Annotated in this window: 14 protein-coding genes and 1 tRNA gene; 7 read left to right on the plus strand and 8 right to left on the minus strand. The window is 67.2% G+C overall.

Annotated elements, in window-relative coordinates:
• Positions 1–8 precede the first annotated feature (8 nt).
• The 7 genes from U1700_RS13345 to U1700_RS13375 form a co-directional block, all read right to left on the minus strand.
• Positions 9–83 (minus strand) — tRNA-Glu (locus U1700_RS13345).
• A gap of 58 nt (positions 84–141) precedes the next feature.
• A complete protein-coding gene (gene wecB, locus U1700_RS13350) occupies positions 142–1,272 on the minus strand; it encodes a non-hydrolyzing UDP-N-acetylglucosamine 2-epimerase (protein WP_332753341.1) in 1,131 nt (376 codons plus the stop codon).
• A gap of 72 nt (positions 1,273–1,344) precedes the next feature.
• On the minus strand, positions 1,345–1,626 hold the full coding sequence (locus tag U1700_RS13355) for an NADH dehydrogenase ubiquinone Fe-S protein 4 (protein ID WP_332753174.1): 282 nt from the start codon (positions 1,624–1,626) through the stop codon (positions 1,345–1,347).
• A 31-nt stretch (positions 1,627–1,657) separates the two neighbouring features.
• The gene (gene hrpB, locus U1700_RS13360) at positions 1,658–4,138 is read right to left on the minus strand and encodes an ATP-dependent helicase HrpB (protein WP_332753175.1); all 2,481 of its coding nucleotides are present in this window, start codon (positions 4,136–4,138) and stop codon (positions 1,658–1,660) included.
• Positions 4,139–4,195: 57 nt separating this feature from the next.
• Complete coding sequence (locus tag U1700_RS13365; RefSeq protein WP_332753176.1) at positions 4,196–4,465, minus strand: hypothetical protein; 270 nt, start codon at positions 4,463–4,465, stop codon at positions 4,196–4,198.
• 89 nt (positions 4,466–4,554) lie between these two features.
• Positions 4,555–4,779, minus strand: coding sequence for a hypothetical protein (locus U1700_RS13370; RefSeq protein WP_332753177.1), 225 nt, complete (start codon positions 4,777–4,779; stop codon positions 4,555–4,557).
• 10 nt (positions 4,780–4,789) lie between these two features.
• Positions 4,790–5,803 (minus strand): polyprenyl synthetase family protein, encoded by a 1,014-nt coding sequence (locus U1700_RS13375; RefSeq protein ID WP_332753178.1) that lies wholly within the window; start codon positions 5,801–5,803, stop codon positions 4,790–4,792.
• A 110-nt stretch (positions 5,804–5,913) separates the two neighbouring features.
• On the opposite strand from U1700_RS13375, the gene U1700_RS13380 reads away from it, so the two are divergent.
• From U1700_RS13380 to U1700_RS13395, 4 genes are read left to right on the plus strand one after another with little or no spacing between them, the layout of a single operon-like run.
• Positions 5,914–6,507, plus strand: coding sequence for a LemA family protein (locus U1700_RS13380; RefSeq protein WP_332753179.1), 594 nt, complete (start codon positions 5,914–5,916; stop codon positions 6,505–6,507).
• A 1-nt stretch (position 6,508) separates the two neighbouring features.
• Positions 6,509–7,342 carry a TPM domain-containing protein gene (locus U1700_RS13385; RefSeq protein ID WP_332753180.1) on the plus strand — a complete coding sequence of 278 codons (834 nt, stop codon included), beginning with the start codon at positions 6,509–6,511 and terminating at the stop codon, positions 7,340–7,342.
• On the plus strand, positions 7,342–8,010 hold the full coding sequence (locus U1700_RS13390) for a TPM domain-containing protein (protein ID WP_332753181.1): 669 nt from the start codon (positions 7,342–7,344) through the stop codon (positions 8,008–8,010). The genes U1700_RS13385 and U1700_RS13390 overlap by 1 nt, the downstream gene beginning before the upstream one ends.
• A 38-nt stretch (positions 8,011–8,048) precedes the next feature.
• On the plus strand, positions 8,049–8,531 hold the full coding sequence (locus U1700_RS13395; RefSeq protein WP_332753342.1) for an NUDIX hydrolase: 483 nt from the start codon (positions 8,049–8,051) through the stop codon (positions 8,529–8,531).
• On the opposite strand, the gene U1700_RS13400 is transcribed toward U1700_RS13395, so the two are convergent.
• Positions 8,528–9,628 (minus strand): phosphotransferase family protein, encoded by a 1,101-nt coding sequence (locus U1700_RS13400; RefSeq protein WP_332753182.1) that lies wholly within the window; start codon positions 9,626–9,628, stop codon positions 8,528–8,530. The two genes, U1700_RS13395 and U1700_RS13400, sit on opposite strands and share 4 nt — an antisense overlap.
• A gap of 47 nt (positions 9,629–9,675) precedes the next feature.
• On the opposite strand from U1700_RS13400, the gene U1700_RS13405 reads away from it, so the two are divergent.
• From U1700_RS13405 to U1700_RS13415, 3 genes are all read left to right on the plus strand, one after another.
• On the plus strand, positions 9,676–10,557 hold the full coding sequence (locus tag U1700_RS13405) for a metallophosphoesterase family protein (RefSeq protein WP_332753183.1): 882 nt from the start codon (positions 9,676–9,678) through the stop codon (positions 10,555–10,557).
• 40 nt (positions 10,558–10,597) lie between these two features.
• Positions 10,598–11,497, plus strand: a complete 900-nt coding sequence (gene nadC, locus U1700_RS13410) for a carboxylating nicotinate-nucleotide diphosphorylase (protein WP_332753184.1) — start codon at positions 10,598–10,600, stop codon at positions 11,495–11,497.
• Between the two features lie 97 nt (positions 11,498–11,594).
• On the plus strand, positions 11,595–12,005 hold the full coding sequence (locus U1700_RS13415; protein WP_332753185.1) for a glycine zipper 2TM domain-containing protein: 411 nt from the start codon (positions 11,595–11,597) through the stop codon (positions 12,003–12,005).
• Positions 12,006–12,053: the final 48 nt, after the last annotated feature.

A 12,053-nucleotide genomic window follows, 5' to 3' on the forward strand; every position in this document is an offset into this window, starting at 1 on the left:
AAAATGGCTGGTGACCCCTACGAGAATCGAACTCGTGCTTTCGCCGTGAGAGGGCGACGTCCTAACCGCTAGACGAAGGGGCCGTCGCGAGCATGCTCGCTTAGGTGGCGGGCCTATGCAGAAGTGCGGGGGATTCGTCAATCAAGCGCGGCGGCGGGCAGCGTTCATATCCTGATCTATCAGCCACCGGCGGATGATCGCGGCGATGCGTGGGGCAGCGTGGCCATCCCCAAACGGCATCGCCGGGCGCGCCATACGGGCCAGCGCGGAACGGTCTGCGGCAAGGCTTCGCACTTCCTGCAGCAGGCGCAGGGTCGATGTGCCGACCAGTCGGGCATTGCCGCATGCAACCGCCTCTGGCCGTTCGGTCTTGTCGCGCAGGACCAGAAGCGGGACGCCAAGCGCCGGGGCTTCTTCCTGCACGCCCCCCGAATCGCTCAGGATGAGGTCGGCGCGGCGCATCCGGGCGATCATCGCGCGGTGAGTGGTCGGCATGGACAGGCTGATCCCGCGCTGACCGGCGAACAGGCTGTGCATGATGTCGGCGACGCACGGGTTAGGGTGGAGCACGACCTCGATCGCCGCAGTGCCATCGCCGCCAAGTTCAAGCAGCGCGGCGGCGAGCGAGGTGAGGCCGGCGCCCCAATTCTCGCGCCGATGACAGGTCACGACGATGTCGAGCGGGGCGGAGGCGCGCCGAGCGCGACGCGGGCTGACGGCAGGCAAGCTCGCCAGCGTCGCCAGCAGCGCGTCGATGCCGGTGTTGCCGGTAACATGGATGCTGCCCTCGCATTGCTCGCGGTCCAGGTTGGTCGCGGCGTCTGGCGTGGGCGCAAACAGCAATTGGGCAAGCTTGCCGATCGCGACGCGATTATCTTCCTCGGGCCATGGCATGGTGCGATCGTGGGTTCGTAATCCGGCCTCGACATGGCCGAGCGGGATATTCTGCGAATGCGCCGCGCGGGCCGCGCCAAGCGCGCTCGACGTATCACCCTGGACGAGCAGCAGGTCGGGCGGGTCGAGATCGAGGTGCGGGCTGAGCTTTCGGGCGACAGTGAACGCGTGGGCGAGCGGATCCTCGAGACCCGGGCAATGAAGCTCGATCGACGGCAGCCCGGCCAGGCCATGGTCGGCGGCGCTCAGCCCGGGATGCTGGCCGGTGAGGATGAGGCGCGGGGCCACACCCGCCGCCGCAAGAGCATGGGCGAGTGGTGCAAGCTTGATCGCTTCGGGACGAGTGCCGACGACGAACGCAACAAAATAACCGCTCAGCGGTCCCCCTAGTCTTCGGCCCGATGACGGTGCCCCAGATCAGGGGTGCGCGCAAGTCTTAGCTATCTGGTCTTAGCGGAAATTATCGGCGTAGGTCTGGAGCTTGAGCGAGATCGGCGCGGCGGGGACAACATGGGTGGCAATGCCCTTGGCGGCGGCATAGGCAAGCGCATCGTCCATGCTGTCGAACACCATCCGGACCTGGGTGGCGGTGTCGCCCGAACCCGACCAGCCGGTCAGCGGATCGGCGCGCATCGCCTGCTCGCGCTCGAACTCCATGACCCAGCGGCCGGCCTTGGCCTTGCCCGACTGGGTGGTCTTGCGATCGTCTTCGATGATGCGTGCGGTGGTCATGGATTAGGCGTGCCTCAGGAGAAGCGATGAATCAAGACCGCTGCTGGGCACGCTTGGTGCGCAGCGAGGCGATCGCGGTGGCCGGATCGTCGGGCCAGTCATGGCGCGGGTAGCGGCCGCGCATCTCCTTCGCCACCTCGCGCCATGACCCGGCCCAGAAAGCGGGGAGATCGCGGGTGGTCTGGATCGGGCGGTGTGCGGGCGAGGTCAGGGAGAGGATCAGCGGGACGTCGCCGCCAGCGACCGTCGGGTGGGCGGAAAGGCCGTACAGCGCCTGCGGACGGAGTTCGACGGTCGGTCCTCCGGGGGCGCTGTAGTCGATCGCATGGTGGCTGCCCGCGGGAGAGGCGAAATGGGTCGGGGCGAGCCGGTCGACCGCCTGGCCCGCGTTCCACCCGAGCAGGCCGTCGAGCACCGAGCGGAGGGCGCCGGGGTCGAGCTGGTCGAGGCGGCGCTTGCCCGCGAGAAGGGGGAGGAGCCAATCGTCGAGGATGGCGAGGAGGGCATTGTCGGACAGGTCCGGGATGGCCGCATCATGGGCTCGGGCGAAGGCGGCGCGGGTGCGGAGCGTGGTGGCGCTGTCGGGCCACGGCAGGATGTCGAGGCCATGCTTGCGGACCGCGTCGATCAGCGCGGCCTCGACCGCGTCGGCGGGGGGCGATGCGTCGGGGGAGGAGGATAGTGGGATCGCGCCGAGGCGGCGGCCGAGCGTGGCCGAGATGCCGTTGGTGGCGGGGTCGAAGCGGACTTCGCTGAAGCGGGTGATGCGGTCGGCGAACAGGGTTTCGATGTCGGCGAACTCGATCGCGGCGGCGGAAAGGATGCGCGCACCGGCAGCCGAGCCCGCGACTTCGGCGATGGCGAGCCATTCGGCGCGGGCGAGAGGGGAGGCCGGGTCGAGGCGGAAGCCGCGCCCGCCGACCGACTGCCATTGCTCGCCGGTGGCATCGCGGCGCCGCGCGATGCGGTCGGGGAAGGCGAGGGCGATGGCGTTGGCGATGGCCCCCTCTCCCCGCTCTGTGGTGCCGGGTCGCCTTCCCTCGCGGGGGGAAAGGGAAGAGATTTTCGTGACCCAATTTGCCGCCATCTTGCGTGCGCTCTCGGCCCTGGGCCCGCGCTCGGTGCGCCAGCGGCGGTGGCGGAGCTCCAGGTCGGGGTCGTTGCCGCCGAGGCCGCGTTCGGTGAGGAGGATGGCGACGTCGGCGGCGGTGGCGCCAAAGCCGCGCGCGCTGGCCTCGATCAGCATGTGGGCAAGGCGCGGGTCGAGGGGGAGGCGGGCGATGGCGCGGCCGTGGGGGGTGAGCTGGCCGTCATCGTCGATCGCGCCCAGTCGGGTCAGGCGGGCGCGGGCTTCGGCAAGGCCGGCGGGGCTCGGCGGATCGAGGAAGGGCAGGCGCGAAGGGTCGGCCTCGCCCCACAGCAGGCAGGTGAGGAGGAGGCTCGACAGGTCAGCCTCGGCGATTTCGGGCGGGTCGTGCGCGGGGAGCGCGGCGGTCGCGGCTTCCTCCCACAGGCGGATCGCGACTCCCGGGCGCTGGCGGGCGGCTCGGCCGGCGCGCTGGGTGATGGCGGCCCTGCTGGCGCGCTCGGTGACGAGGCGGGTGAGCCCGGCGCCGCGGTCGTAGCGCGGGCGGCGGGCAAGACCTGAGTCGACGACGATCGAGACGTCGTCGAGGGTCACGCTGGTCTCCGCGATCGCGCTGGCGAGGACGAGCTTGCGCGTGCCGGACGCGGGCGGGGCGAGCGCGGCGCGCTGGGCGGCGGGATCCACCTGGCCGTGGAGACGGTGGAGGACGATGCCGGGAGGAAGATCGCCAAGCGCGGTGGCGGTGCGCTCGATCTCGGCGACCCCGGGGAGGAAGGCGAGCAGCGAGCCGGGATGATCGCCGAGTGCGCGGCGGATCGCGGCGGCCATTTGCGGTTCGATCTTCTGGGTGGCGTCGCGGCCGACGTGGAGAATGTCGAGGGGGTGGCTGCGGCCTTGGCTTTCGATCCGGGGCGGGTTGCCGAGGAGGCGCCCGAAGCTCTCGCCGTCGAGCGTGGCGGACATGGCGAGCAGGCGCAGGTCGGGGCGAAGCGCGGTGGCAGCATCGAGCGCGAGGGCGAGCGAGAGGTCGCTGTCGAGCGAGCGTTCGTGGACTTCGTCGAACAGGACGGCGGAGACACGGCCAAGTTCGGGATCGGCCTGGATCCGGGCGAGGAACACGCCATGGGTCATGACGATCACCCGGCTGGCGCGGGAGACCTTACTGTCGAGGCGGGTGGTGTAGCCGATCGTCGCGCCGGGCTGCTCTTCGAGGGCGCGGGCCATATATTCGGCGGCGGCGCGGGCGGCGAGGCGGCGGGGGACGAGGAGCAGGATTTCGCCCGCGCACCATGGTTCGGCGAGAAGCGCGGGGGCGACTCGCGTGGTCTTGCCCGCGCCCGGCGGCGCGATGAGCAGCGCGCGGGTGCCCGTTCGCAGCGCAGCGAGCAGGTCGGGCAGGACGAGGTCGATCGGCAGCGAGGTCATGCCGTGCGCTTAGGCGATCCCGGCAGCGGCGTCGCGCCTTGCGGCAGAGGCTGTTCGTCAGGCGGTCAGGCGCAGCGACGGCGTAGCGTCGATTTGATGGTCAACGCCTGATTCGAGATCGGCTCTGTCGTACGTCGGCAAGCCCGCAATGCTCGAGGCGCGACGCTGGCGCGTATCGACGCCGAACCGCTCAAGCTGGAGCAGCTCCTCATAAAAGGTGATGAATTGCTCGTGGATCGTGCGCACCGGAGCGGCGGTCGCGGTGGCGGCCGCGATTCGCTCGTCGGCTAAGCGGCGGTGATAGAAGCCAATAATATTCTCGAGCATCGCACAGGACCCAGCCGGTTAATCAGGATGCGCGTGGGCTAACATGCATCAACAAAAATGATATGGCTGATGCGTTCATTTCGGCCAGATCAGGGTGTTGGTGGAGCGTAGCTTTCGAGGAAACCGCACCGCGTGCAGCGCAAGGTCACGGTCGGGATGACGTCCTTCTTGCGGACCTTGAGCCCCCACCATCGCGAGACTTTGATCGGCGCCGGCAGCCAGTGGCTGATGATCGACTGGCCATGACCTGCGTCGACGATCACGCCGTCACTCATCTTGCCCTGGCATTTGGGACATTCGGTCGAACTGGGCATGGCTGACTCCTCAGTAAGCCCGCGAAACGGCGAATTCGACGGCTTCGGTCATCGCCGCCTTCGCGCGACTGGCGGGGAAGGGGGCGAGCGCGTCGATCGCGCGGCGGCCGTAATGGCGGGCGCGCTCGAGCGTGTCGGCGATGGCGCCGGTCGAGCGCATCAGGCTGACGGCATGGGCCAAGTCGGAGTCGCTGGCGCGCTCGCCCGACACGGCGGCTTTCCAGAAGGCGCGCTCGTCGGCCGAGCCGCGGGCGTGGGCGAGGATCAGGGGGAGGGTCATCTTGCCCTCGCGGAAATCGTCGCCGAGCACCTTGCCCATGGTTGCTTCGTCGCTGGTGTAGTCGATCGCATCGTCGACCAGCTGAAAGGCGATGCCGAGGTAGCGGCCATAGCTGTCGAGCGCGTCCTCGGCGGCCTCGCCGGCTTCGGCGACGACCGGGGCGATGCGGCAGGCGGCGGCGAACAGCGCGGCGGTCTTGGCCATGATGATGGCAAGATACTGGTCCTCACCGGTCTCGATCCGGCGCTGGGCGGTCAATTGGTCGACCTCGCCCTCGGCAATGACGGCCGAGGCGTGGCTGAGGATTTTGAGGACTTTCAGGCTGCCGTCCTCGACCATCAGTTCGAATGCGCGGCTGAACAGGAAATCGCCAACCAGGACGCTGGCGGGGTTGCCCCAGATGATGTTGGCGGTGCGCTTGCCACGGCGCATTGCGCTGACGTCGACGACATCGTCGTGGAGCAGGGTCGCGGTGTGGATGAATTCGACTGCAGCGGCGAGGCGGTGGTGGCGGGAGCCGGGGTAGTCGAGCAGCGCGGCACTGGCTAGGGTCAGCATCGGGCGCATCCGCTTGCCGCCACCGGCGATGAGGTGGCCAGCAAGCTCGGGGATCAGCGCAACCCTAGACTGCATCCGGTCGAGGATGACGGCATTGACCGCATTCATCGGCTCGGCCGTGAGCGCCAATAGCGGATCGAGGCTGGGCGGCCGCCGGTCGGCAAGGTTCGAGACGGTCGCGGTCACGAGGGCTCAATTAGGGAGGCGGTTGAGAGAGAGCAACCCGCCGCTCGTCGAATGCCCGATTGTAAGGCACGCAGGTCGACACTAAATTCAGGGCCAGAACCACACAGGGGATGAACATGTCACGTCGTCTTGTCTTGCTCGCGCCCGTCGTCGCCCTCAGCCTGTCGAGCTGCGGGTTGAACTCGATCCCGACCGCCGAGGAGAATGTCAACGCCAAGTGGGGCCAGGTGCAGAGCGAATATCAACGCCGCAACGACCTCATCCCCAACCTCGTCGCGACGGTGAAGGGTTATGCCAAGCAGGAATCCTCGGTCCTGATCGAGGTGACGCAGGCGCGCGCCAGTGCCAACAGCATCAAGTTGAGCCCGGCCGACCTGAGCGATCCGGCCAAGGTCCAGGCCTATAATGACGCGCAGAACCGCGTGTCGGCGTCGATTATTCCGTTCCAGCGGATGCAGGAAGCCTATCCCGATCTGAAGTCGAACACCAACTTCCTCACGCTGCAGAGCCAGATCGAGGGGACCGAGAATTCGATCCTCGTCAGCCGCAAGGATTATAACGAGGCGGTGCAGGCCTATAATACCCGCATCCGTACCTTCCCCGACGCGATCGGCGCCAAGATCTTTTACGGCGCCAAGCCCAAGGTAATGTTCGAGGCGTCGTCGGGTTCGCAGAACGCGCCCAAGGTCGACTTCGGGCAATAGGGTGATCAAGCGACTGCTCCTGGCGTGGCTGGCGCTGATCGCGCTGGCCACACCGCTTTCGGCGCAGACGAGCCCCGCGCTGGCCTTTCCGCCGCTGACCGGGCGGGTGGTGGACGACGCGCACCTGCTGTCGGATGCGCAGAAGGTCGACATCACGACAAAGCTTGCCGCGCTGGAAACGGGAACCGGGCGGCAGCTGGTGGTGGCGACGGTGCCGAGCCTGCAGGGGCGACCGATCGAGGATTATGGATATCGGCTGGGTCGCACCTGGGCGATCGGGCAGAAGGGCAAGGACGACGGGGTAATCCTGATCGTTGCTCCGACCGAGCATAAATTGCGGATCGAGACCGGCTATGGCGCGCGGGTGTTCCTGACCGATGCGGTGTCGAGTGTGATCGTGCGCGACGTCATCACCCCCAAGTTCAAGGCGGGCGACATGGGCGGCGGAATATCCGCCGGGGTCGACCAGCTGGTCAGTTTCATGTCGCTGCCTGCGGCCGAAATGCAGAAGCGCGCCGCGGCGGCGGCGGCGGGCGAGCAATCGCGCAGCCGCGGTAACGACAAGCCGAACTTCGTGTCGGTTATCTTCTGGATCTTGATCATCCTGTTCTTCGTGATGCCGATGGTGCGCGGGCTGGCCGGTGGCGGTCGGCGGCGGCGCGGACGCAGCGGCCCGATCATCCTGTGGGGTCCCGGGATTGGCGGGGGCGGCGGCGGCTGGGGCGGCGGCGGTGGTGGCGGTTTTGGCGGTGGCGGCGGCTTTGGTGGCGGCGGTGGCGGCTTTTCGGGCGGCGGCGGATCGTTCGGCGGCGGCGGGGCGTCGGGGGGATGGTAATGCAGCTTTCGCCGGAGGATCGCGCCCGAGTCGGCGCTGCGGTGTCAGTCGCCGAAGAGCGTAGCAATGGCGAGATCGTGACGATCGCGACCGATGTGTCGGACAAATATCATGACGTCGGACTGCACTGGGCGATTGTCGCTTTGCTCGCGGTACTGGCCGGGGCGGCGGCATGGCCTCCGGCGCTCGAGGGGCTGGTCAAGCTGATCAATGGCGGCTGGGCCGAAGCTGGCTTGCGCGAACAGCTGACGGTGTTGATGGTGGCGGCGGTGCTGGCATTCGTCGTCATACTGTTGCTGCTCAAGTGGATGCCGCTGAGGCTGGCGTTGACCCCACCGTCGACCAAGCAGCGGCGGGTACGGCGGCGGGCAGTCGAACTATTCAAGGTTGGCGCCTCGCAAAAGACGATCGGGCGGACGGGGATCCTGATTTACCTGTCGATCGGCGAGCGGCAGGCCGAGATCGTCGCCGACGAAGCGATATTGGCGGTAACGACGCCCGAGACGTGGGCGGGGGCGATGGATGCGCTGCTGACGCACGTGAAGGCGGGGCGACCGGCCGACGGTATTTGCGCCGCGGTCGGCCTGATCGGCGAGGTGCTGGCGACACATTTCCCGAAGAGTGACACCGACACCAATGAAATCCCCGACGCGCTGATCGAGCTTTGAGCCACCGACCCGACGACGCCGATGCCCCGTTGGAGACGATGTGGGAGGGGCGCTATATCAAGGCGCAGCGGCGCGGGCGGTGGGAATTTGTCGGTCGGACGCGCGGCATCCATGCTGCGGTGATCCTGGCCGAGGTCGACGGGCGGGTGCTACTGGTCGAACAATATCGAGTGCCGCTGGGGCGGGTGTGCATCGAACTTCCCGCCGGGCTGATCGGCGACGACAGCGCGGGCGAGGCAGTCGAGAGCGCGGCGGCACGCGAGCTTGAGGAAGAGACCGGCTATCGCGCGGCACGGATCGAGATCATCGGCGACTTTTACGCCTCGCCGGGGATGATGAGCGAATGCTTCACGCTGGTGCGGGCGCATGAGCTGGAGAAGGTCGGGCCCGGCGGCGGGGTCGCGGGCGAGGGGATCACGGTCCACCAAGTGCCGCGCGGCGACATTGGCGCATTCCTTGCCGGGCAGCGTGCCAGGGGGTTGGCGATCGACGTGAAGATGCTGGCGCTGCTGAGCTTCTAGAGAATGGCCGCCTCGGCCTGCGCCCATGCCAGTTCGGCCAGCGGTTCGAGCCTGCCGATCATGTCGCTGGCATGTGCCGAAGAGGCATTGCCGCGCGCGACCCGGCCCTTGATCCCGTGGAGGATCGCGGCGAGGCGGAACATCACGAACACCATCATATAATCGAGATTGGGAAGGTGGCTCCGCCCGGTACGCGCGCAATAGGCCGCGACATAATCGGCCTCCGACGGAATGCCGAGCGCGGCGAGATCGATCCCGGCGATGCCGGTGAACAGACTGGCGGGCATGCGGTACATCATCAAGTGATAGACGAAGTCGGCGACGGGATCGCCGAGCGTCGATAATTCCCAGTCGAGGACGGCGAGTACGGTCGGGTCGCTATCGTGCGCGAAGATCATGTTGTCGCAGCGATAATCGCCATGAACGACACTGACCTCGCCGCGGTCGGCGGGCAGATGGGCGCGCAGCCAGGTGACGAGCCGGTCCATCGCGGGGAGGCGCCCGGCGTCGGCGTCGGCTTCATATTGTTTCGACCAGCGCGCCACCTGGCGCTCGACGAAGCCTGTCGGACGACCATAGTCGCCAAGCCCGATAGCGGCGGGATCGTGCGAGTGAAGCGCGGCGATGGTCGCGTTCATGGCGTCGAAATGCGCGGCGCGATTGGCGTTGGTCAGGCCGGGGAAGGTCGCGTCCCAGATGATTCGCCCTTCGACCATGTCCATCACGAAGAAGGGCGTGCCGAGCACTGCCTCATCCTCGCACAGGCCGTGAATGTGGGGGACGGGGAAACCGGTGCGGCCGAGCGCGGTCATCACGCGCGCCTCGCGGTCGACGGCATGGGCGCCGGGGAGCAAGGTGCCCGGGGGCTTGCGGCGAAGGACATAGCGCGCGGTCGGCGTGTCGAGGCGGTAGGTCGGGTTGGACTGGCCCCCGGCAAACTGGCTGACCGACAGCGGCCCGGCGAACCCCGCGACATTGGTTTCCATCCAGCGGCTGAGCGCGGATTCGTCGAAGCGCAGTCGCTCGGCGACCTCGCGGGTGCCGCTGTTGGCCTGCGTCCTGTCGATCACTGTCTTGTCGATCACTGTCTTGTCCATCGGCGGGACCCTAGCGGGCGTATTTCTTCGCGCAAGGCGGACCCTGAATGGCAGAGCGGCGTTCACTCGCCATGGCCACGCTGTTGCACCTCTCCGACCTTCACTTCGGCGCTCATGATCCCGCGATCGTCGAGGCACTGGAACGCCATATCGACGAAGCGAAGGTCGACCTGATCGTCATCAGCGGAGACTTCACCCAGCGCGCGAAAAAGGCCGAGTTTGAAGAGGCGTGCGCCTTTCTGACACGGGTGCGCGAGAGCGGGCACCAGGTGCTGGCGATCCCCGGCAATCACGACATTCCGCTGTACGACGTGCTGCGGCGGTTCCTGTCGCCACTGACGCGCTATCGCAAATATATCGACGAGACATTGTGCCCGTTCCACGAGCTCGATGGGGTCAGCGTTCTCGGAATCAACACCGCGCGATCAGCGACCTTCAAGGGCGGGAGCATCAGCCACGAGCAGCGCGACCTTATCCGCGACACGTTTAGCAAGACCGACACCGCCAAGGTTCGCGTGCTGGTGACGCATCATCCGCTGTTCGCGCTGCCGACCGGGGATGGCGGCGAACTCGGCGCGCCGGTTGATCATCAGGACGAGGCGCTCAGCGAAGTCGCCGAGCTCGGCATCGATCTGTTGCTCGCCGGGCATAATCATCTGGCCTCGAGCAGCGCCAATGCGCTTGTCCACGGATCGGGTCGCGCGCTGGTCGTGCAGGCGGGGACCGCGACATCGACCCGGGTGCGGGGGCAGGGGCAGAGCTTCAACCGCATCGAGATCGAACCGGGCAAGGTCCGTGTGACCATCGAGCAATGGTCGGGTACGCGCTTCGAGACCGGGGACAGCCAGTGTTTCGTGCAACGCGGCGAGCATTGGGATTTGGTCGGCGGGCCCGAAGCCACGCCGGTGCTGGAGAAGGTTGCGCAATAACCCGCTTGTGCCCTGCGCCGGACGCGGCCAAGTGGCGGGGATGAACGAGGATATCAGCGCCGCCAGCGCGCTCGCCCAGGGCGAAATTGCGCTGCCCCATTTCGACCTTGGCGAATTTCTGCGCCGCGTGCTGGCCGAGGACATGGGGTCGGGCGGCGATGTCACCAGCCGCGCGACCATCTCTGCCGACGCGCGCTTTGCCGCAGTGATGGCGTGCCGCGAGCCGATCACGCTGGCGGGGATCGAGATAGCGATCGCGTTCTTCCGCGCGCTCGACAGCGAGGTCAGGATCACGCGCACGGTCGCCGATGGGCAATCGGTGCCGGCGGGGACGGTGCTGTTAAAGCTGGAGGGCAATGCCCGGGCGATGCTCGCGGCCGAACGGTCGGCGCTCAACACGTTGCAGCATTTGTCGGGGATCGCGACGCTGACCGCGCGCTATGTCGCGGCGGCGCGGGGCGATGGGGAGGGCAAGCACGCGCGGCTGCTCGATACGCGCAAGACCATCCCGGGGCTTCGCCTGCTCGACAAATATGCCGCGCGCATGGGCGGGGCCGAGAATCACCGGATGCGGATGGATGACGGGCTGCTGATCAAGGATAATCACGTTGTCGTGGCGGGCGGGGTGGGCAAGGCGGTGCGGCTGGCGAAAGAGGCGAAGACCGGGCTTCAAATCCAGGTCGAGGTCGACCGGATAGACCAGATCGAGGAAGCGCTGGCCGCCGGGGCCGACCGGCTGCTGCTCGACAATATGTCGGCCGAAGTGCTGCGCGAGGCGGTGGCGGTGGTCGCCGGGCGGGTCCCGCTCGAAGCGTCGGGCGGGGTCAATCTGGAAACCATTGCCGGGATTGCGGCGAGCGGGGTGGACTATGTCTCGGTCGGGCGGATTACCCAGTCGGCCCCGGCGGTCGACATTGGTCTGGATTACGCCCTGCAATAAACAACGCCCGCTGAACGACAGGTTCAGTATCGCGACATCGGCGGGCGCCTAGATCCTTCTCAACGGCCCAGTATGGCCTTGAGTAAGGAGTGAACAGATGTTCAAAAAAGTCATTCTCGCGATGTCGGCATTGTCGATGGTCGCCGTCCCCGCCGCCGCCGAAGCGCATCGCCATGGCCGCTATAACAACAACTATAACCAGGGCTATTCGCAGGGCTATTACCCCCAGCAGCAGAATTATGGCTACAGCCAGCAGGGCTATTACCCGCAGCAGCAGGCCTATGGCTATGACAATGGCTATGATGGCCGCAACTATGGCTATCGCAATCACCGCTGCAGCGGCACCACCGGCACCATCGTCGGGGCCGGCGCCGGCGCGCTGATCGGTCGTTCGATCGGTCGTTCGGGTGGCAGCTATTACCGCCAGAACAGTGGTACGACGGGCACCATCCTGGGTGCCGCGGTTGGCGCGCTGCTCGGTCGCCAGGTCGGCAAGTCGACCTGCTAAGACTCGGCAAGTCGACCTGCTAACTCCAAGCGGGCATAAAAAAGGAGG

The sequence above is a fragment of the Sphingomonas sp. RB1R13 genome, from assembly GCF_036663775.1.
Taxonomy (GTDB): domain Bacteria; phylum Pseudomonadota; class Alphaproteobacteria; order Sphingomonadales; family Sphingomonadaceae; genus Sphingomicrobium.